At 40.7% G+C, this 21472-nt stretch carries 22 protein-coding genes; 13 read left to right on the top strand and 9 right to left on the bottom strand.

Annotation, left to right across the window (positions count from 1 at the left end; all coding sequences use genetic code 11):
* Positions 1 to 34: 34 nt before the first annotated feature.
* From ndk to J671_RS11440, 10 genes are all read left to right on the top strand, one after another.
* Complete coding sequence (gene ndk, locus J671_RS11395) at positions 35 to 466, top strand: nucleoside-diphosphate kinase (protein ID WP_000963851.1); 432 nt, start codon at positions 35 to 37, stop codon at positions 464 to 466.
* Positions 467 to 588: 122 nt separating this feature from the next.
* The gene (gene rlmN / locus J671_RS11400) at positions 589 to 1821 is read left to right on the top strand and encodes a 23S rRNA (adenine(2503)-C(2))-methyltransferase RlmN (RefSeq protein WP_002053401.1); all 1233 of its coding nucleotides are present in this window, start codon (positions 589 to 591) and stop codon (positions 1819 to 1821) included.
* A 15-nt stretch (positions 1822 to 1836) separates the two neighbouring features.
* Positions 1837 to 2637 carry a type IV pilus biogenesis/stability protein PilW gene (gene pilW / locus J671_RS11405; RefSeq protein WP_004710659.1) on the top strand — a complete coding sequence of 267 codons (801 nt, stop codon included), beginning with the start codon at positions 1837 to 1839 and terminating at the stop codon, positions 2635 to 2637.
* Positions 2628 to 3419 carry a helix-turn-helix domain-containing protein gene (locus J671_RS11410; protein ID WP_002053491.1) on the top strand — a complete coding sequence of 264 codons (792 nt, stop codon included), beginning with the start codon at positions 2628 to 2630 and terminating at the stop codon, positions 3417 to 3419. The genes pilW and J671_RS11410 overlap by 10 nt, the downstream gene beginning before the upstream one ends.
* Before the next feature lie 21 nt (positions 3420 to 3440).
* A complete protein-coding gene (gene ispG, locus J671_RS11415; RefSeq protein ID WP_031982309.1) occupies positions 3441 to 4556 on the top strand; it encodes a flavodoxin-dependent (E)-4-hydroxy-3-methylbut-2-enyl-diphosphate synthase in 1116 nt (371 codons plus the stop codon).
* A complete protein-coding gene (hisS, locus tag J671_RS11420; protein WP_017393917.1) occupies positions 4553 to 5845 on the top strand; it encodes a histidine--tRNA ligase in 1293 nt (430 codons plus the stop codon). The genes ispG and hisS overlap by 4 nt, the downstream gene beginning before the upstream one ends.
* Positions 5846 to 5873: 28 nt before the next feature.
* Positions 5874 to 6572: a YfgM family protein gene (locus J671_RS11425; protein ID WP_002053293.1), complete on the top strand. Its 699-nt coding sequence runs from the start codon at positions 5874 to 5876 to the stop codon at positions 6570 to 6572.
* Positions 6572 to 7717, top strand: a complete 1146-nt coding sequence (bamB, locus tag J671_RS11430) for an outer membrane protein assembly factor BamB (protein WP_004883298.1) — start codon at positions 6572 to 6574, stop codon at positions 7715 to 7717. Before J671_RS11425 ends, bamB begins: the two co-directional genes overlap by 1 nt.
* A gap of 188 nt (positions 7718 to 7905) precedes the next feature.
* On the top strand, positions 7906 to 9315 hold the full coding sequence (gene der, locus J671_RS11435; RefSeq protein WP_002053398.1) for a ribosome biogenesis GTPase Der: 1410 nt from the start codon (positions 7906 to 7908) through the stop codon (positions 9313 to 9315).
* A 114-nt stretch (positions 9316 to 9429) separates the two neighbouring features.
* Positions 9430 to 10086 carry a 4'-phosphopantetheinyl transferase family protein gene (locus J671_RS11440; protein ID WP_006580429.1) on the top strand — a complete coding sequence of 219 codons (657 nt, stop codon included), beginning with the start codon at positions 9430 to 9432 and terminating at the stop codon, positions 10084 to 10086.
* Positions 10087 to 10157: 71 nt separating this feature from the next.
* Here the strand turns inward: J671_RS11440 and secB are convergent, their stop codons facing one another.
* The 4 genes from secB to rsgA form a co-directional block, all read right to left on the bottom strand.
* Positions 10158 to 10616, bottom strand: coding sequence for a protein-export chaperone SecB (gene secB / locus J671_RS11445; RefSeq protein WP_031982311.1), 459 nt, complete (start codon positions 10614 to 10616; stop codon positions 10158 to 10160).
* Positions 10617 to 10643: 27 nt separating this feature from the next.
* Entirely contained in the window at positions 10644 to 10901 is a 258-nt protein-coding gene (gene grxC / locus J671_RS11450) for a glutaredoxin 3 (protein ID WP_000729828.1), read from the bottom strand.
* An 11-nt stretch (positions 10902 to 10912) separates the two neighbouring features.
* Positions 10913 to 11329 (bottom strand): rhodanese-like domain-containing protein, encoded by a 417-nt coding sequence (locus J671_RS11455; protein WP_000443006.1) that lies wholly within the window; start codon positions 11327 to 11329, stop codon positions 10913 to 10915.
* A gap of 97 nt (positions 11330 to 11426) precedes the next feature.
* Positions 11427 to 12485, bottom strand: coding sequence for a ribosome small subunit-dependent GTPase A (gene rsgA / locus J671_RS11460; RefSeq protein ID WP_006580428.1), 1059 nt, complete (start codon positions 12483 to 12485; stop codon positions 11427 to 11429).
* 125 nt (positions 12486 to 12610) lie between these two features.
* Here rsgA and orn point away from each other — a divergent pair, with 125 nt between their 5' ends.
* From orn to J671_RS11475, 3 genes are all read left to right on the top strand, one after another.
* On the top strand, positions 12611 to 13177 hold the full coding sequence (gene orn, locus J671_RS11465) for an oligoribonuclease (RefSeq protein WP_002053300.1): 567 nt from the start codon (positions 12611 to 12613) through the stop codon (positions 13175 to 13177).
* A 154-nt stretch (positions 13178 to 13331) separates the two neighbouring features.
* A complete protein-coding gene (locus tag J671_RS11470; RefSeq protein WP_002053496.1) occupies positions 13332 to 14063 on the top strand; it encodes a Bax inhibitor-1/YccA family membrane protein in 732 nt (243 codons plus the stop codon).
* Between the two features lie 136 nt (positions 14064 to 14199).
* Positions 14200 to 15003, top strand: coding sequence for an enoyl-ACP reductase FabI (locus J671_RS11475; RefSeq protein WP_002027450.1), 804 nt, complete (start codon positions 14200 to 14202; stop codon positions 15001 to 15003).
* 69 nt (positions 15004 to 15072) lie between these two features.
* Here J671_RS11475 and J671_RS11480 read toward each other — a convergent pair whose 3' ends face one another.
* The 5 genes from J671_RS11480 to lptE all read right to left on the bottom strand — a co-directional run bounded on the left by J671_RS11480 (position 15073) and on the right by lptE (position 21454).
* Positions 15073 to 16467: an efflux transporter outer membrane subunit gene (locus tag J671_RS11480; protein ID WP_081404876.1), complete on the bottom strand. Its 1395-nt coding sequence runs from the start codon at positions 16465 to 16467 to the stop codon at positions 15073 to 15075.
* 22 nt (positions 16468 to 16489) lie between these two features.
* Positions 16490 to 18484, bottom strand: a complete 1995-nt coding sequence (locus tag J671_RS11485) for a MacB family efflux pump subunit (RefSeq protein ID WP_004710652.1) — start codon at positions 18482 to 18484, stop codon at positions 16490 to 16492.
* 2 nt (positions 18485 to 18486) lie between these two features.
* Positions 18487 to 19827, bottom strand: coding sequence for a MacA family efflux pump subunit (locus tag J671_RS11490; RefSeq protein ID WP_002053440.1), 1341 nt, complete (start codon positions 19825 to 19827; stop codon positions 18487 to 18489).
* A gap of 107 nt (positions 19828 to 19934) precedes the next feature.
* Positions 19935 to 20924, bottom strand: a complete 990-nt coding sequence (holA, locus tag J671_RS11495) for a DNA polymerase III subunit delta (RefSeq protein ID WP_002053357.1) — start codon at positions 20922 to 20924, stop codon at positions 19935 to 19937.
* Positions 20925 to 20944: 20 nt separating this feature from the next.
* A complete protein-coding gene (lptE, locus tag J671_RS11500) occupies positions 20945 to 21454 on the bottom strand; it encodes an LPS assembly lipoprotein LptE (protein ID WP_002053498.1) in 510 nt (169 codons plus the stop codon).
* Between the last annotated feature and the right edge of the window lie 18 nt (positions 21455 to 21472).

The raw sequence follows: 21472 nt of genomic DNA on the forward strand, positions 1-21472 counted from the left end.
TTAAAGTTTAAATCTTAAAATAAAGGAGCCACTCATGGCAATTGAACGTACTTTGTCTATCGTAAAGCCAGATGCTGTGTCTAAAAACCACATCGGTGAAATTTTTGCTCGTTTCGAAAAAGCGGGTTTAAAAATTGTTGCGACTAAAATGAAACACCTTTCTCAAGCTGATGCTGAAGGTTTCTATGCAGAGCACAAAGAACGCGGTTTCTTTGGTGACTTAGTTGCATTCATGACTTCTGGTCCAGTTGTAGTATCTGTTCTTGAAGGTGAAAACGCAGTTCTTGCTCACCGTGAAATTTTAGGTGCTACAAACCCTAAAGAAGCGGCTCCTGGTACTATCCGTGCTGATTTCGCTGTAAGCATCGACGAAAATGCTGCTCACGGTTCTGACTCAGTTGCTTCTGCAGAGCGTGAAATTGCTTACTTCTTTGCTGACAACGAGATCTGCCCACGCACTCGTTAATCGAAAGCATTCAAACCAGATAAGTGGTATACTACTTATCTGGTTTTTTTATTCTCTTAAGAGCATATTGTTTGATTCTTGAACAATATATTCTTTTTTTGACATGGTTTAGGTAAATACACATGAGTTCTGCAGTGGTCGTTTCATCTGAAAATCTTGATGGACAGCAGCAATCTTCGTCCACGCCAGCATCGCCTGCTGCCGAAAAAGTGAATTTACTCGGCATGTCACGCGCTCAATTAGAAAAATTCTTTGAAGATATTGGTGAGAAAAAGTTTCGTGCCGGGCAGGTTATGAAATGGATTCATCAATATTTTGTCACTGATTTTGCTGAAATGACCAATATTTCAGGCAAATTGCGCGCAAAGCTTGAACAAATTTGTGAAATTAAAGCCCCTGAAGTTGTTCACCGTCATTATTCAAAAGACGGAACACGTAAATGGGTGTTTCGCGTAGGTGAAGGTTCTGGCTCTTTAGTAGAAACTGTATTAATTCCTGCCGAAGATAAAACTGGTTCACGCAAAACCTTATGTATTTCTTCACAAGTGGGCTGCGCATTAGACTGCTCATTTTGTTCAACAGGTAAGCAAGGCTTTCAGCGCGATTTAACGCCAGATGAAATTATTGGGCAACTTTGGATGGCAAACTATTCTTATATGGAAGAAGTGCCTGTTGCCGAGCGCGAGCGTTCAGTAACTAATGTGGTGATGATGGGTATGGGTGAGCCATTACTCAACTATGATGCTGTATTAAGCTCAATGCACATTATGCTTGATGACTTTGCTTATGGCATGTCAAAACGTCGCGTGACTTTGTCAACGTCTGGTGTTGTACCGAAAATTGACCAACTTGCACAAGATATTGATGTTGCATTAGCAATTTCTTTACATGCACCAAACGATGAACTACGTAATGAACTTGTGCCTATTAATAAAAAATATCCATTGGCTCAGTTGATTGCAGCGTGTCAGCGTTATATTGCCAAAGATGGTAATGAAAGTGCGCGTAAACATGTGACTATTGAATATGTGATGTTAGAAGGCGTAAATGATCAGCCTGAACATGCACAGCAGTTACTTAAGTTGCTTAAAAACTTACCAAGTAAAATTAATTTAATTCCATTTAATCCATTCCCTCATGCGCCGTATGGTCGCTCAAGTCGAAATCGTATTATCTCGTTCCAAAAAACTTTGTCTGATGCCGGATTTGTGTGTACGATTCGTCAAACACGTGGTGATGATATTGACGCTGCATGTGGACAGTTAGTGGGTCAAGTTGCTGACCGTACGCGCCGTGCTGAGCAGTGGCAAAAGAAAGTAGCGCAGCGACAAGAGATTTTACGTACACAAGGATAAAGTTGAGGGCAGACTTTGAGTACTCCGAAGTTAAAGATCATGTTATGTATGGGGGTTGCTGTTGCATTTCTGGCCAGTGGTTGTCAGTCTTCGCCAACGCTTAAAAAGGACCCGGAAAAAGCAGTTAAGGTGCGTACGCAGCTTGCCGCAGAATACATTCGTTCTGGTGACTTGGACTCTGCAAAGCGTTCCCTTGACCAAGCTTTAAGTGTCGATAGCCGTGATGCAACGGCAAATATGATGATGGGCATTTTATTGCAACAAGAAGGCAGTAAACCCAATTTAGAAAAAGCAGAACATTATTTTAAACGTGCAATTTCATCTGAGCCAGATAATGCTCAGGCGCGTAATAATTATGGTACGTATTTGTACCAAATGGAGCGTTATAATGATGCCATTGAGCAATTCCGTATTGCTGGTGCAACATTAGGTTATGATCAACGCTATCAAGCCTTAGAAAATCTAGGGCGGATTTATTTAAAATTAGGTGATATTGCGAGTGCTGAAAAAACATTCAAACAAGCACTCCTTGCTAACCGCGATTCTTACATTTCAATGTTAGAGTTAGCAGAAATTTTTTATTTGCAGCAGCAGATTCCGGCTGCTACACAAATGTATGAACAATACGTTCGTACAGTGGGGCAGAAAAATCAGGGTGCTCGCGCACTTTGGATTGGTTTAAGAGTGGCTCGAGCCAATGCGGATAAAATGGGAATGCAAGTTTTAGTAAACCAGTTACGTGCTTTATTCCCGGAAAGTCCAGAATATCAACGTTATTTGCAATTACAGTATAGTACTGAGGCCGTATGGAAATAAATCCTAATTCACAGCAGCCAACTGGCTCAAGCTTACCGACTTCTGCTTTAGGAAATATTCAACGTCCTGGTGAGTATTTACGTCAAATTCGCGTTTCTCAGAAAAAAGAATTAGAGCAAGTATCTTCAGATTTAAATATGCCGCTTAAAACGCTAAGTGCGTTAGAGCAAGACGATTATAAATCTTTGCCAGAAGCAACTTTTATTAAAGGTTATTATCGTTCTTATGCGAAATATTTAAATGCTGATGCAACTGCAATTATTCAGCGTTTTGATGAAATTTATGCGAACGATACAGGTCTTTTGCCAAATCATGCTTTAAACAACTCACCAATTAAAATCATGGGTAAATTACCGGGTTCTAATAGTGATCGTAACAAAAAATGGTTAAAGCGTGCGTTACTTGCGATTTTGATTATTGCTGTCGTGTCATTGATTGTGATGGGTGTCCAAAAATGGACTTCAAACAAAGAAGAAGCTGATGTGCCAAAAGCCAATCAGTCTAATGTTGAAGTTTTACCTATGAAAGGAAGTGCCTCTGCAACAGCGGGTGATCAATTGGTGTTAAACTTTAACCGTCCAACTTCTGTTCATATTGTAGATGCAACAGGCAAGGTTTTAGCGACGGGTCGTCAGGCATCGACTTTAACCTTAAATGGTGAGTCTCCATTCCAGATTCGTCTTGATGATGCAACAGCTGTGTCATTAAGTCTAAACCAAGAACAGATTTCATTGTCTCCATATACGGTAAACGGTAAAGCTGAATTCCGTTTATCCCGCTAATACCATGAGTTGAGCGATACAATGATAGAGAACCCAATTAAACGTCGACCAACACGTAAAATCCGTGTTGGTTCGGTCTATGTCGGTGGCGATGCACCTATTAGCGTGCAAAGTATGACAAATACCGAAACTTGCGATGTCGATGCAACTGTTGCTCAGATTGAGCGTTGTGTTGACGCAGGTGCAGATATTATGCGTGTTTCAGTTCCTTCTATGGAAGCAGCTGAAGCCTTTGGTGCGATCCGCAAACGTGTTTCAGTTCCATTAGTGGCTGATATTCACTTTGACCATAGAATTGCCTTGGCAGTTGCAGACTATGGTGCAGACTGTTTGCGTATTAACCCGGGTAACATCGGTTCAGATCAAAAAGTTCGTGAAGTTGTTGCTGCGGCACGCCATCACGGTATTTCTATGCGTATTGGTGTGAATGCGGGTTCTCTAGAAAAAGATTTACAGAAAAAATATGGTGAGCCAACAGGGCAGGCACTGCTTGAGTCAGCTTTACGTCATATCGATATTTTAGACCGTCTAGATTTCCATGAGTTTAAAGTCAGCGTAAAAGCATCAAATGTGTTTTTAACCATGGATGCTTATCGTTTGCTTTCTCAGCAAATCGACAATCCATTGCACCTTGGTGTGACTGAAGCTGGTATTTACCGTACAGGTACTGTGAAATCAGCGATTGCTCTTGGTGGATTATTGATGGAAGGTATTGGCGATACCATGCGTATTTCGCTTGCTGCTGAACCAGAAGATGAAATCAAGATCGGTTTTGACATCTTGAAATCGCTTGGCCTACGTTCTAACGGTATTAACTTTATTGCTTGTCCAAGTTGTTCTCGCCAAGAATTTAACGTGATTCAGGTGATGCAAGCCTTAGAAGAGCGCCTAGAAGATATACGTACGCCAATGGATGTTTCAGTTATTGGTTGTAAGGTAAATGGCCCAGGTGAAGCAAAAGAAGCAGATATCGGGGTTGTTGGGGCTGCGCCTCGTTCACTGGTTTATCGCAATGGTGAGAAAAGCCATTTAATTGATACCAATCAATTGGTTGATGAAATCGAAAGTATGGTTCGTCAACGTGTTCAAGAGCTTGAAGAAGCTAAATCTAAAGAAATTATTCGTAGTTCATCATGAGTTCAATTGTCGCAATCAAAGGTTTTAATGACGTTTTACCAACGCAAACAGCAGCGTGGAGACGTCTCGAGCAGCATTTAGCATCGTTAATGGATGCTTATGGTTACCAACAAATTCGTTTGCCGATCGTTGAACAAACGGGACTGTTTAAACGTGCTATTGGTGATGCAACCGATATCGTTGAAAAAGAAATGTATACATTCTTCGATAAAGGAAACCCACCTGAGTCACTGACTTTACGTCCGGAAGGAACAGCAGGTTGTGTACGTGCGTTGGTTGAACATAACTTGTTGCGTGGTGCTACGCCACGTGTGTGGTATATGGGACCTATGTTCCGTTATGAAAAACCACAAAAAGGCCGTTATCGTCAGTTCCATCAGTTTGGTGTAGAAACTTTTGGTGTGGCAACTCCTGATATTGAAGCTGAAGTTATCTTAATGACAGCTCGGTTATGGAAGCGTATGGGCGTTGCGCATATGGTTCAACTTGAGCTGAATACTTTAGGTGAAAAAGATGAACGTACAGAATATCGTAATGCTTTGGTTGCCTTCTTAAATGAGCATAAAGATGCTTTGGATGAAGATTCACAGCGCCGTTTAACAACAAACCCATTACGTATTTTAGATTCTAAAATTGAATCGACTCAGAAAATTTTGGAAAATGCGCCGAAATTAAATGACTTTTTAAAAGAAGACAGTCTAAACCACTTTCAACAATTACAAGATTATTTGACTGCTGCTGGCGTTAAATTTGTAATTAATCAAAAACTGGTTCGTGGTTTAGATTACTACAATAAAACTGTTTTTGAATGGACAACAACAGCACTTGGGTCGCAAGGTACAGTGTGTGGTGGCGGTCGCTATGATGGCTTGGTTGGTCAGCTAAAAGGTAAGGCAGACCAATCTGTACCCGCTGTTGGCTTCGGTATGGGGATGGAGCGTTTATTGCTTCTGATTGAGCAAGTTGAAAAAGCTGAAATTGTACGTGATTGTGAAGTTTTCTTGGTAGCAGAGCCAGCTTATCAAGCTAAAGCATTAGTTTTGGCAGAACAATTACGTGATCAGTTAGAAGCTGCAAATAGTAACATTCGCATTAAAACTGGTTCACAAGGCAGCATGAAGAGTCAGATGAAAAAGGCTGATCAGGCTGGGGCCGTTTACGCCATGATTTTGGGTGAACGTGAATGGGAAGCACAGCAGCTTGCTATCAAAGAGTTGGCAACAGCTGAGCAGACACAAGTTGCGCTAGCTGAACTCGTACCATTCTTAATTGAAAAATTTACAAAATAAACTGAAACATCTGGAAAAGGACAATCACATGAGCTTAAGTGATGAAGAACAATTCGACAGCTTAAAGTCGTTCGCCAAAAAATATGGTTCTGCCATGATTAGCGGGATTCTCATTGCATTGATTGCCTTTTTCGGGTGGGAATATTGGCAAAAAAGAAACCTTGCAACAAGTCAGACAGAAACTGCAAAAGTACAGCAGTTAATGGATGAAGCGAATGCAACAGCTGATAATCCAAATGCTTTAGCTTCAATAACAGCATCGGCAGATAAACTTGTAAAAGACGATATTGATTCAGTTCAGGCGATACAAACTCAATTTGTATTAGCAAAGCTTGCATATGAAAAACAAGATTATGCTGCTGCTGAAAAAGCTTTGAAAAAAGTTGAAAACTCAAAAGTAAAAGATGAAGGACTGATTCAGGTTGTAAAATTGCGTTTAGCAGATGCACAATTAGCGCAAAACAAATATGATGAAGCTCTAAAAACCCTGTCTGGTAATGTCGATCCGGCATTTAAAGCAACAGTAGAAGAGTTACGTGGTGATATCTTTGTTGCTAAGAAAGATATTGATTCTGCTAAAAAAGCGTATCAAGCTGCATGGGATTCGTTACTGGAACGTAAACAAGAGCGACAAATTTTACAAATTAAACTCGAAAGTGTTGGCGTTTTAGTTGAAGATCCACAGATTGAGCGCCCAATTTTGGAAACACAGGTGGAAGAGTCTTAATGAATCAGAAATTCAAACTGCCTTTGGCAATTGCAATCGCATCAGCTGTACTGGTGGGATGTTCTAGCAACAAAGTAAAAGAAGCAAAACCAAATCCACTACCGAAATTGACTGAGTCGAAAAAGGCTCTGGTACCGGTGTTTTCACGCAGTGTTTCTTCTACGAATAAGGCAGATCCGTTACGTTTACAACTTGACGCTAGTGACGGTGTTGTTTTTACGCTTGACCCTAAGGGTGAAGTTGCTGCATATCGTGGCAAACAACGTCTTTGGGAGAAAAAAGTCAGTAAATTGGGCTTAAGCTCTGGTGTTGAAGCAGCTGAAGGTATTGTTGTTGTTGGTAACAGCAAAGGTCAATTATTTGCTTTAGATCAAGCGACAGGTGAACAAAAATGGACTGCACAATTATCTGGTGCATTATTAAGTCCTTCTTTAGTTCAATCTGGACGTGTGATTACGATTGCAAACGACGGTACCGTATTTGCACATGATGCGTCATCAGGACAACAAGTTTGGGCATACAAATTGCCAAACGTTCAGTTCAGTTTACGCGGTCAACCATCACCAGTAAGTCTTGACCCACGTACTGTTTTAATTGCTTCTGCAAATGCATATGTTTATGCAATTGATACGATTAGTGGTATCCCACGTTTCCAACGTCGTGTTGCGGTAAGTGAAGGTCGTTCTGATATTCAACGTCTAATTGATATTGATGGTGATCCGGTTGTTGCAGGCCAACTTATGGTTACAACCAGCTTCCAAGGTCAAGTCACAGTGACTGATTTGGCTTCTCAACGCGTAGTTTGGAGTGAAGATTCAAGCAGCACCAAGCGTCCAGAAGTTTATGACAATAAAGTATTTGTTTCATCAACTGATGGCAAGTTGACTGCTTATGATTTATCTACAGGCGAAAAGCTTTGGGAAAATGATAGCTTGTTGAATCGTCATTTAAGTAACCCTGTTGTGTTGGGATCGGACCTTATTGTTGGCGATTTGGATGGTGTTTTACACCTGATCGACCCAGCAACTGGTAAATTGGTAGGTCGTTCTAAAACAAGTGGTGAGGTTAATACTTTACGTGTTATTGAGAATCAACTCTACGTTTCGACCCGAAAAGGCGATTTAAGTATTTGGCAGAATCGTTAATTTTGTTCGCTTGTGCTAAAATAGCCGCTTAACAAATTACGCTGTTAAAAAATATCGGGGTGTTTGAATTAAATCAGTTCAAAGCCCCGTCTTTTATTATGGTCATATCTGACCTTAAAATATATCTCCTGTACTGTTTCTAATGCTCATGCCATGAGATATGGCTGGGCTTGAATTAAGGTTATTGTATGAAACCCGTTATTGCGCTCATTGGTCGTCCGAATGTCGGAAAATCAACGTTATTTAACCAGATTACCAAGAGTCGTGATGCACTTGTAGCCGACTTCGCGGGTCTGACTCGTGACCGTAAATATGGTGATGCGACTTATCAAAATAAGTCTTTCATTGTTGTTGATACGGGGGGTATCGGTGAAAGTGAAGGCGGTATCGATAACTACATGGCCGAGCAGTCAAAAACAGCCATCAACGAAGCAGATATTATTATTTTTGTGGTTGATGCGCGCGCCGGATTGTTAGCTTCTGATGAACAAATCGCTCGTGAACTTCGTACGTTAGGCAAGAAAATTTATCTTGTTGCGAACAAGGTAGATGGTGTACATGCTGAAGCTGCTTTAGTTGAGTTCTATAAACTTGGTATGGGTGAACCATTACAAGTTGCAGCGAGTCATGGTCGTGGCGTTCAGCAAATGCTTGAAGATGTACTTCAAGATGTTCCTGAAGATGAAAACCCAGAAGAGCATGATAAAGATACTGGTTTACGTTTAGCCATTATTGGTCGTCCAAACGTGGGTAAATCAACGTTGGTAAACCGCTTACTTGGTGAAGACCGTGTAGTGGCATTTGACCAACCGGGTACAACTCGTGATTCTATTTATATTCCTTTTGAACGTGAAGGCCGTAAATACACTTTAATTGATACAGCGGGTGTACGTCGTAAAGGTAAAGTTGATGAAATGATTGAGAAGTTCTCAATTGTGAAAACTTTACAGGCAATGAAAGATGCTCACGTTGTGGTTGTTGTGGTCGATGCTCGTGAAGGTATTGTTGAGCAAGACTTACATTTAATTGGCTATGCGCTTGAAGCTGGTCGTGCCATGGTGATCGCCATTAACAAATGGGACAACATGAGCGAGTACGACCGTAAACAATGTAAACTTGACGTTGAACGTCGTTTTGACTTCATTCCTTGGGCAAAAATTCACTTAATTTCTGCTTTACATGGAACAGGGGTGGGCGAATTATATCCTTCTATCCACCGTGCTTATGAGTCTGCAAATTTAAAAGTTTCACCAGCAAAATTAACTCAAATTTTGAGCGATGCGACAGAAGCTCACCAACCGCCAATGATTAGTGGTCGCCGTATCAAAATGCGTTATGCGCATATGGGTGGACAAAACCCACCGACTATTGTGATTCATGGTAACAAGGTTGATAAGACACCTGCGGACTATCGTCGTTACTTAGAAAACGTGTTCCGTAAAGTGTATAAACTTGAAGGTACGCCAGTTCGTATTGACTTTAAAACTTCTGAAAACCCGTTTGAAGGTCGTAAGAGTCAAGTTGATGAACGTACAGCTGCGCGTCGCCGTCGTTATATTCAGAAATTCAAAAAAGCGGAAAAGAAATTTAATCGTTAATCTGTATAAACGTAAAAAAGCCCAAAGTATTCTTTGGGCTTTTTATTATATGGTTTAATAAGTTATTGGTATTTTTATATTAGCTTTAATCCTTAATTAGATGGATTTAAAAAAATGAATGATAGGAAAATTGAAGTTTATATAGGAAAGCTCAATGAGTTTTTAAAACAAGAACAGCAAGACTTTCCTGACTTTCGTACATTTAATAATTATAAAAAGCAGCAAATACAGCACATTAAAAATAATTTATTAGCTCAAAAGCTAAATGTAACCCCAACAGATTTGATATTTGCGAAACATGAGTATGGCAAACCTTATTTGTTAAATCATACGTTGCATTTTAATCATTCACATAGCCAGCAATATTATGCTTTAGCGCTAAGTGAGCGAGTTAAAGATATTGGTATAGATGTTGAAGAGCTCGACCGCAAAGTACGTTTAGATAGTTTGGCACAACATGCCTTTCATCCTGATGAATATGCGACATGGCAAAATCTAGAACAAGATAGAGAATATTGGTTTAAAGTCTGGACCACTAAAGAAGCTGTTCTAAAAGCATCGGGCCTTGGTATACGTTTAGATTTAAATACTTTAAATACTCAAGCACACCCTACAAATCATGGCGGATTATGTTCACATGAACTTATTGGAACATTTGCTTATCAAAACTTTATGTCAGGTAACATGATTTTAACGGTCGCATGGCGTTCCGAGCAGTCTTGCCGTGGGTTTCAGTTTCCTTCTATTCAGCTTCATTCACTTGAAAGATAGAGTGTGCCAAATAGCACGTATAAAAAAACCGCGAATTACGCGGTTTTTTGAGTTGAGAGCAAGCTATAAAATTAAGCTTGACCTTCAACAGCAGCAGCTTGAGCACGTTCCATATTTGCTTCGAACTCTGCATCAAAGTTGATTGGAGTAAGAAGTAATTGTGGGAAGCTACCCTTAGTAACTAAGTCGTTTACAGCTTCACGTAGGAACGGGAACAAAATGTTCGGGCAGTATGCACCCAAAATGTAAGGTAAGCGGTCTTCTTCGATATTATCGATTAAGAAAATACCAGATTGAGTTACATCTACGATGAATGCTGTTTCATTGTCGTTATTGGCTTTAACCACAACTTTTAAAGATACTTCAAAGTGAGTTGGGTCAATCTTTTCAGCAGCAGAAGAAAGATTGATGTTAAGTTCAGGTTGCCATTGTTTAGTAAAAACTTGTGCCCCTGGAACCTCAAAAGAAATATCTTTTGTATAAATACGCTCTAAAGCTAATTGTGGTTGAACTTGTTGTTCTTCGCTCATTGTTTTTTCCTTAATATGGATGCGATGTTAAGCCAATAATTCGTCGAGTTTACCTTCACGCTCTAAAGCATAAAGTTGGTCAAAACCACCGATAAACTGATCATTAATAAAAATTTGTGGAACAGTACGGTGGTTTGTACGTTGCATTAATTCAGCACGTACTTCTGGTGCTTCAACAGAAAGATTTACTTCTTTGTAAGCAACACCTTTACGCTCAAGTAATTGTTTCGCGCGAACGCAGTACGGGCATACAGAAGTTGAGTAAACAATGACATTTGCTGCCATAACAATTCTCCTTAAGCTTTTGGTTTGCTTTTAACGAGAGGTAAGCCTTGAGCTTTCCAGTTACTGATACCACCATCAAGGCGATAGCTGTCATGGTGAGCAACTTTCTGTAAAGCGCTACCAGCAACTTGCCCTAGGTTACAGATAAATACCAATGGACGGTCACTTGCTTTTAATTCATCAGCATGACTTGCAATTTGGCTATAAGGAATATTGCGGCTACCACTAATGTGACCTTCGCGGAAGTCTTTGCTATCGCGTAAGTCAATCAAAAGAGCATTTTTCGCTTTCACTAAAATACCAAGCGACTGTGGAGAAATTTTACGACCGTTACGTTGACCTTCGAAAATGAAGAACAATACGATCAAGACTCCGAGTGTACCAAACAAAATGGGGTGATTCCCCATAAACTCTAACCAGCGTTCCACAAGTCACCTAAAAAAATTAAAAACAAAATTGACCTAGAGTATAGCGTATATAGATGGTGATCAAAATCACCACTTCAAGGGCAAAAGGGGTAGAAAATTAGTTTTTTTGCTGCGCTTCTTGAATCTCGTCGATTAAACGTAAGAAGCTATCTAAGCGTCGCGGCAAAATTTCACCTGCTTCAACAGCCTGTTTTAAGCCACAGTTCTTTTCATGAGTATGCGTGCAGTTACGGAACTGACATGAACCTAAATGCGCTTCAATTTCAGGAAAACCCATACGAATTTTATCTAAATCGAGATGCCAAAGCCCAAACTCGCGAATTCCCGGCGAATCAATTAAGGCGCCATTTTTACCAAAGTTGATTAAGCGCGTAGAAGTCGTGGTGTGTTGTCCAAGTGCCGAGTTTTCAGAAATGATATTGGTTTTCTGTTCGGCATCTGGAATGAGCACATTAATAAGTGAGCTTTTACCAACACCTGACTGGCCTACAAAAGCTACTGTCTCACCATCAAGTCGTTGAGATAATGCTGAAATATCACCTTTAGAATGACAAATCATGACTTCATAACCTAAATTTTCATACTCTTTGAGCATGTCGAGAATCGGATCATTTTTAGTGAGTAAATCCGATTTATTTAGTACTAGAAGAGCAGGAATATTTGCATCTGCACATGCTACTAAATAGCGATCAATTAAAGTCGGTGCCGGTTCTGGAAGCGGAGCAAAAACAATAACGATTAAACTAATATTGGCTGCTACAGGCTTTACTTTATGATAGCGATCTGGACGAGTAAGTAATGAAGTACGAGGGTGAATTGCAGTAATAATCCCTAAGCCTGTGTTAGGGTCTGCTTGCCACTTCACTCTGTCACCCGTGACTAGTAATTCAAGATTTGTACGAGTGTGGCAACGCCAAATACTTTTTAGTTCAATCGGTTTCCAAAATGGTTCTGGTTCGCCTTCGGCAACTTGAGGTTTTTCTGGGTGATGCTCGGGTACAGAAAGTGCCTGTACTTCAAGTTGACGGCCATAGTGCTGTACCACCAGCCCATCTAGATCTTGTGAAGTATCGACTTCTTCTTGGCGAGTTTTATGCTGTTTTTCAATACGACGTTGCTGTTGCTCAGTTAAACGACGCTTACGAATTAGAGCCATTCATATCCCAAAAAAACCATTGTTTGAAGACCGCAAAAATAGCACGAAGCTGGTATGGAATTACAGCGCAGAAGCAAGAAATTTGCTACTATTGATGTTTTTACGGCATTTTAGAACGTACATACATGAGCAGTACTTTAAATACACGATTAATTTGGATTGATCTGGAAATGACCGGTTTGGATACCGACAACGACCAGATTATTGAAATCGCAACAATTATTACAGATGATCATTTAAATGTACTTGCCGAAGGTCCGGTTTTGGCTATTCATCAACCTGATCGTATTTTAAATGCAATGGATGAGTGGAATACTCGCCAGCATGGCCAGTCAGGTTTAATTGAGCGAGTTCGCCGTAGTAAATTGACAGCTCGTGACGCTGAGTTACAGACTTTAGAATTCTTAAAAAAATGGGTTAATCCAAAAGTTTCACCAATGTGTGGTAACTCGATTTGTCAGGATCGCCGTTTCTTGCATCGTCTTATGCCTGAGCTAGAGCAGTATTTCCACTATCGTAATCTCGATGTGTCTACGATCAAAGAACTCTCAAAACGCTGGCGCCCTGAAATTATGAGCGGTCTGAAAAAGAATGCATCACATTTAGCTATGGATGACATTCGCGATTCAATTTCAGAGTTGAAATACTACCGCGAATATTTCTTCATTATGAACACTGATGGTAAAGATTGATTACGTTGTTCAAGTCATATGAAAGGGGGCAGTAGCCTCCTTTTTTATTGCTTATAAGACATCGTTACAATAATACCAAGGGGTAATTTGGCTTTCATATTCATTTTGCTTAAAATGATGTTTTAAGTTTATTTATTATAAAAAGAGAGCATTTATGCAAAGTAATAACCCGATACTGACTCGCGTTGAAACGGTCAGTGACTACAGTCAACCAATGACCGTGCAAGGTGCGATTCAAAAATCTGTGATGTTGACTATCATTGCTGCTGCAGTGGGTGTCGCTTTATTTTTCTATGCAGCCTTTACTGCAAATGTTGGTATTGCTTACGCAGCTTCAATTGTGGGTGCAATTGGTGGCTTGGTTTTAGCTTTAATCACAACGTTTAAACCAACGACTGCGCCAACTTTAGCAATTCCTTATGCTTTATTCGAAGGGGCATTTATTGGAGGTATTTCTTTTACTTTCCAGTTGAAATATCCGGGCGTTCCGCTTCAAGCCTTATTAGCAACTTTCGTTACCACTTTAGTGATGTTTGGTCTCTATAAGTTCCAAATTATACGCGCAACCGAAAAGTTCAAATCAGTTGTAATTTCGGCATCTCTAGCAATCTTTATTGTATTTATTGTACAGATGGTGATGCGTTTAGCGTTTGGTTCAAGCATTCCTTATATTTTTGAAAGCAACTGGTTGGGTATTGGTTTTGCTGCATTTGTTGCAGTCATTGCTTCACTTAACCTGATTTTAGATTTTGACTTGATCGAAACCAATGCAGCATACCGTGCTCCAAAATTCATGGAATGGTTGTGTGGTATTGCCTTACTTGCAACTTTAGTTTGGATGTATATCTCTTTCTTACGTCTACTTGGCTTATTGTCTGATGACTAAAAATGAGATGATAAAAAGTCGCTCCTAAATCGGGGCGATTTTTTTTCGTGCGATTTTTGAAAAAAGATGCATTATGCAATTTCGAAAAATGTTGAATATTGGCATTATGCTGGAAATTGTTTTGAGTGAGATCGGCATGACACAAGGACTTTTAGCAGGTAAACGCTTTTTGATTGCAGGCGTTGCTAGTAAATTATCAATTGCTTATGGTATTGCACAAGCATTACACCGTGAAGGTGCTGAGCTTGCATTTACTTATCCAAACGAAAAATTAAAAAAACGTGTAGATGAGTTTGCTGAGCAATTCGGTTCTAAACTTGTGTTTCCATGTGATGTTGCCGTTGATGCTGAAATTGATAATGCATTTGCGGAACTTGCAAAACATTGGGACGGCGTAGATGGTGTTGTACATTCAATCGGTTTTGCACCTGCACATACGCTTGATGGTGATTTTACTGACGTGACTGACCGTGACGGTTTTAAAATTGCTCATGACATTAGCGCATACAGCTTTGTTGCAATGGCACGTGCTGCAAAACCTTTGTTACAAGCTCGCCAAGGTTGTTTATTAACTTTGACTTACCAAGGTTCTGAGCGCGTTATGCCTAACTACAACGTAATGGGTATGGCAAAAGCTTCTTTAGAAGCTGGTGTTCGTTACTTAGCATCAAGCTTAGGTGTTGATGGTATCCGTGTAAACGCGATTTCTGCGGGTCCAATCCGTACTTTAGCTGCTTCTGGTATTAAATCTTTCCGTAAAATGTTAGATGCTAACGAAAAAGTTGCACCATTAAAACGTAACGTAACCATTGAAGAAGTGGGTAACGCAGCGTTATTCCTATGCTCACCTTGGGCTTCAGGTATTACTGGTGAAATTCTATATGTAGACGCTGGTTTCAATACTGTCGGTATGAGCCAATCTATGATGGATGATGAATAAGTCTTAAGATTTATTCAGACATAAAAAAAGCCGTAGTTGAAGGACTACGGCTTTTTTACTGGGCGCAAGTTATTGTGGCAATTCTTTTACAGGTGAACCACCTAATGCCTGCATAAGGGTGACATAAGTGTTGTATTGGCTTTGTTTGGTTTCAACAAGACTCAAGCGCGCAGTACGTGTAGTTTGCTGAGCATCGAGAAGTGTTTTTAACGCAACAGCGCCATAACGGTAACGTACTTCGGTTAAACGTTCGGTTTTTTCTGCAAGTTGAAGATTACGCTCTTGCAGTTCTACTTGTTTGTCGAGTTCTGTACGGCTTGATAACGCATTTTCTACATCAGCAAAAGCCTGATAAAGCGTTTGGCGATATTGAATAATCGCTTTTTCATAATCAAGATTACTAATCGCGATATCTTTTTTCATATCGTTATATTGCAAAAATGGCAAACTCAAACTTGCCCCAAGCGTGAGGGCAGGGTTGCGTAATAACTCGGTTAACGATGTGCTGCTTGAACCTAAACTACTGGTTAAGCTAATAGACGGATAGTAACTTGCTTTGGTCGCATCTTTGGTTGCCAGAGCCTTTCTTAAACGAAGCTCGGCTGCTTGCAAGTCAGGGCGGCGTGACAAAATATCCGCCGGTAAACCTGCACCAATAGCAGGAAGCGCTGTACGTGGTAAACGCTGTGGTTCTTGGATGTTGAGTTGCTGTACTGGCTCATGCAATAACACTGCAATGGCTGTACGTGTTTCCACAAGCTGTTGTTCAATTTGGCTTAAACTTGCTTTTTGGCTTTGAACAGACTGCTCGGCTTGCGTAAGGTCTAAGCCTGAAACTGCACCTGCTTTATACTGAGTTTGAACTAACTGATAAAGCTTTTGTGAAGTGGCTAAGCTCTGCTGTGCAGTTGCATAACGTTCATTTAAGTAGCCCAGTTGCCAGTAGAGTTTCGCTGTAGTGGCAATCAGACTTTGACCTGTAGACTGTAAGTCTTGTTCAGTCGCTAAAGCTTCCCATTTGCTCGCTTCGGTTTGGCGAGCAAGCTTGCCAAACAAATCAAGTTCATAACTTACGCCTGCACTTAAGGATAGTCCTTTAGCACTATCATCGCCTGAATTTAAGTCGAAAGTATGGCCTGTAGAAACATTTGAACTGGTACGTAAGCCTTGTTGATTTGCCGTTAAATCAGCTTTCAAGCGAGCTTGCTTTAAGGTAATTCCCGCTACAGCTAAATCGCTATTACGCTCTAATACGTTGTTTACGAGTTGGTTGAGCTGTGCATCTCCAAACAGTGTCCACCAACGGTCAGAGTATTGTTCAACTGATGCTGTTTTAGTTTTAGTCGTATCGTACTGAAAACTACCCGGAACCTGTACAGACGGTGCTTGGTAAGGCGTTTTAACCATTGCTGCACATCCCACAAGAGAACTGCTGAGGAGAAGTGCTGCGCTAAGTTTAGTCATTGAAAAAGACATGCAATTTTCCTTATTCTCGTGATAGTGCTGCAACAGGGTCAAGTTTTGCGGCATTTTTGGCAGGCAAGAAACCGAATACGACACCAATCAGTGTTGAGCAAACAAATGCTGCCACAATCGAAGTCGTTGAATATGCCACTGCAAAATTACCTGCGGCTACTTTGTTAATAAGTTGTCCTAACCCTAGCGAAAGTAATACGCCGAGAACACCACCAATTAAACACACTAAAATTGCTTCAATTAGGAACTGTTGCAAAATATCACTTTGTCGAGCACCGACAGCCATACGTACACCAATTTCTTGCGTACGTTCAGTTACCGAAACCAACATAATGTTCATTACACCAATACCACCAACTACCAGAGAAATGACGGCAATTGCTGAGACCAGAAGGGTCATGGTGCTGGTTGTTTTCTCAATGGTTTGACGGATACTGTCACTATTCATAGTGAAAATATCTTGGGCACCATGTCGCTGCGTTAATAAGTTAACGATGGCGTTTTCAGCAGCGCTGGTCGAGTATTTATCATTAATACGTACAACAATATTACGGACATGCGCTTGCCCTAACATACGGCTCATGACCGTGGTATATGGCATATACACATTAAGCGTATCATCTGAGCCCATACTACTGGTCTGAGGTTCAACAATGCCGATAATACGAGCCGGCACACTACCTAGTAAGACCACTTGCCCGATTGGGTTAGTACCATCACTAAAGAATTGTTTTTGCGTATTCGTGTCAATCACTACATCTTGTGAACGGTCACGTACACTACGTTGATCAAAAGTTTGACCATCTTTAAAAACCAGACCTTTTACATCAAAAAAATCGTTACTTACGCCATTAATGGTCGCGTTCGCTTCATTTTGTTGATAACGCATAGTTTTGGATGTGCTGACCATTGGACTGACCGCACTCACATAAGGCTGCGTCATTAATGCATCGGCATCGGCAGGGACCAATGTTTTAAAATTGGCCGTCTTGGAGTTATCACCAAAACCACGCCCTTGGAATACCGTAATTGTGTTAGTACCGAGGCCGCTAATATTTTCCAAAATCTGCTTTTGTGAACCATTACCAAGTGCGACCACGGTCACCACAGATGCAATACCAATAATAATCCCGAGCATGGTTAAAAAGGTACGCATACGGTGGGCATTCATAGACAGCAAAGCCATTTGGAACGCCTCAGATAAGCGGTCTAAAGTTGAACGCCAAGCTGAAATGCTTTTACCTTTTTTCTGCTTATTTTGTAGAGCAGGGGCAGCATCGGGGTCAGATTTAACTTCTTCTGTAGATTGGTCTGGAACATTAGGACGGTCACTAATAATTTCTCCGTCACTAATTTCGATAATACGCGTTGCATTTTTCGCAACTTGCATATCGTGCGTGACCAAAATAATGGTGTGACCAGCCGCATTGAGTTCACGCAAAATTCGCATTACCTCAATACCACTATGTGAGTCGAGTGCACCTGTTGGCTCATCGGCTAAAATCACATCACCGCCATTCATTAAGGCACGGGCAATTGAAACACGTTGCTGTTGACCACCTGAAAGTTGGCTTGGTCGGTTTTGTGTTTTTGTGCCTAAACCTAACTCGGTAAGTAAGGCAGTTGCACGCTGTTTACGATCTGAAGGTGTAACACCTGCATAAACGGCTGGAACTTCAACGTTACCTTCGGCTGACAAGTCACCAAGTAAGTGATAGCGCTGGAAAATAAAGCCAAAATATTCACGGCGTAATTGGGCCAACTGGTCAGGTTCTAGCTTACCGGTTTCTTGACCATTAACCTTGTAACTACCACTTGTTGGGCGGTCCAGACAGCCCAAAATATTCATAAGCGTTGATTTACCAGAACCGGACTGGCCGACAATCGCAACCAGTTCACCTTCATAAATGGTCAGGTCAATGCCTTTTAAAATTTGAATCGTGCTTTCGCCAGCAGGGAATTCCCGGACCAGATTGCTGACTTCAAGCAAAGCTTGTTTTGTCATGCTTACATTCCCATTGGACCATTACGGCGACGGTTATTACCACTATTTGCAGAGGCAGCAGAGTTTTCTGAACTATCCGCAATTACAACTTGATCACCTTGTTTTAATCCGGCAAGTACTTGTGCATTTACACGGTTATTAATACCTACCAAAATTTGTGTTGGTTTAGTTGTGCCATCTGCTTGTAAAACACGAACTACGCTCAAGGTTGCTTTGCCTTGTTCAATAAGTTGTTTTTGTTCAGGAGTTAAGTTTAAGCGTTCTAAACGGGCACCATTACCTGAGTGTTTTCTTTCGGCATTTGGAGTTGAAGCCGCTTTATCTGCTGACTGACCAGGTTTTTTCTGACCAGAAAATTGTTTGCTACTTAAGGCAGAAGATGGAACCAGTAAGGCATTTTTTGCTGAATCTAATACGATATAAACTTGAGCAGTCATATCAATACGCAATTTGCCATCTGTATTTGGAACGTCGAATAAAGCGTTGTAGTAGACAGCTGAGCTACTGGTTGAACTTGTAGTACTGTTTGACTCACTAGAAATTGAATCTGGCGCTGGCTCAATCTGACGTAATGTCGCATAACGCTTACTGTCATCGCCTAAAGTAGTGAAGTAGACTTTTTGACCTTTTTCTACTCGCATGATATCCGCTTCACTTACCTGCGCTTTAATCGTCATATTTTGCAGTTTTGCAATTTTAACGATCGTTGGAGCACTTTGGTTCGCGTTTACGGTTTGGCCTTCTTCAGTCACAATCGCAACAACGGTACCATCAGTTGGCGCAACAATACGGGTATAACCAATATTTGTTTGTGCTGTTGAACGAGTAACTTTCGCAGACTCGATTTGTGCATCTAATGCTTTGACTTGTGCTTGGGCTGTTTTATAAGCAGCTTCAGCTGACTCTAAATCTGCACGAGGTGTCGCATCTTGAGCATACATTTGTTGCTGACGACGATATTCGAGTTGCTTTTCATTTAAAGATGCCACTTGTTGAAGGCGCTGTGCCTCTAAGTTTTTAATATTGGCATCAGATGTTTTTAAACTGTTTTCTTGGGTGGTTGAGTCAATTTGTGCGATAAGTTGACCTTGTTTCACTTGATCACCAAGCTGCACATACATCTTTTTAACCTGACCGGATACCTGAGCACCGACACTAATGAGCTTGGTTGCATCAAGCGTACCGGTTGCAAGTACATTATTCTCAATATCTCCGCGAGTTACCTCAGCTGTAATATATTGAGGCTGCTGCTGTTTAGGTTTAAAAAACTTCCAAGCTAATGCAGCAATAACGGCTATACAGACGACAATAATAACGAGTTTAATGGGCTTTATTTTTGGCATGGCGAGAGGTCGAAAAGTCTAAAATTTTAATTAGTATAAGAGTCAATTGAGGATAAAACGTGAATTTTTATGATATTTCAACAAAGCAGACAAAGGATTTGACCGCTCTATTGTATAAATAATGTTTTCCCACACAACTCGGCAATCGCTTGTTGCATTAAATGTTCGGCATTTTCATTAGACATGCCTTTAATTGCCGCATCGATTTGCAAGAGTAGAGCAGACCATCCCAGAAATTGCTGTGGATTGAGTCTTCTTAAAGCTTGTTGGTATAAGCTAACTTTGGTTTTCCAAATACCGAGTTGCAAGGCATTGTGTGGCTGTTCAAACAACTGCATTAATAAACGCATTTCTTTACTTAATGTCCATAAGATCAGACTTTCTGGTTCACCCGAACCAATTAAATATTGGAAAATCTTAATAGACTGAGCAAGATTGCCTTCTAATAAAGCATCGCTTAAATCATAAGTGGTGTAACGAGACTGATCTTGCAAACAAGCATATAACTGTTCAATTTGGATCAGTTTCTGGTCTGGGAAAGTATCTCGTACGCGCATCAAACTATTTTTAGCAGCGAGTAAATTGTGCTCATGATGTTGCATGAGCCACTGCCAAGCATCATTGTCGAGTTGAATTTCGAGCTTTTCTGCTTCAGCAGCTAAAATTCTTTGGCGGTCTTGCGGATAGTTTGCAGTAAGAGCAACAACAACGCCGTTTGCTTCAACAACTTGGAAAAAAGCAGACTTTAAGCTACTGCTATCTTGTTTGGGTAAAACAATTAACAGCAGGTTGGTTTCATTATGCTGAATATAACTTTTAAGCTGTTTTAAACCATTTGCATCGGGCTTGATATTGCCGTGAACTTCAATAGCAAGTTGCTGTGAAAATAAAGACAAGCTGTTCAGGGCATTAAACACATTTTTCCAGTCACTCACACTACTAATATCATAGCGCTGTCTTTCAATGTCTTGTTGCTGCCAGCTTTTACGGAAAGTATCTAGTAAGTTTTGTTCAAGTAATGGTTCCTGACCATGCAGGATCCACGCACCCCGAGCTTCCGGAATGCGTTTAAGGGCTTGTAAGTAGTCAAGTTTCATTACTAAAGAATAGATAAATCTTATGGTTGAGCTTTTGGTAAGCGATTAGCTGAAATTTGACGAGTAATTTGCTGAGCAATGTCATCAATCACAATACGTTGCAAGTAACCTTCTTGCTGATTTTCAGTGTTGACAGTTGCCAAGTCGTATTGATAACTACGAGCTGCGGTTAAAGTACGTGGCTCGGTAATTTTATTCCCTTGACGGTCTTCAATTTGGAAAGTCACAGTCAAACGTAATAGAACTTCTGTAAGCTTACCATTTAGAAGTTGGCGACGAGGCGTGTACTCTAAAACATGAAGAACATAGGCGTCGTTGTCATTGGTGAGCTGAACGCCATTTGCTGTTAAGTACACTTTTAATTGTGTTTCTAAGTCATCGGTTTTTGCCGGTAACTCAAGGCTCAACTTTTTATAAACAAGTGGAGTCGCAGTCGGGTTAGTTCCTTTTAAATGGAAACCACACCCGACTAAGCCTGCACTAAGGCCTAAGGTTAAAACAACAGCGGCTAAACGTTGGGCTAAGTGCATGCTTGATCCTCTCATTAA

The sequence above is a fragment of the Acinetobacter sp. 1130196 genome (assembly GCF_000588095.1).
GTDB classification, from domain to species: Bacteria; Pseudomonadota; Gammaproteobacteria; order Pseudomonadales; family Moraxellaceae; genus Acinetobacter; species Acinetobacter nosocomialis.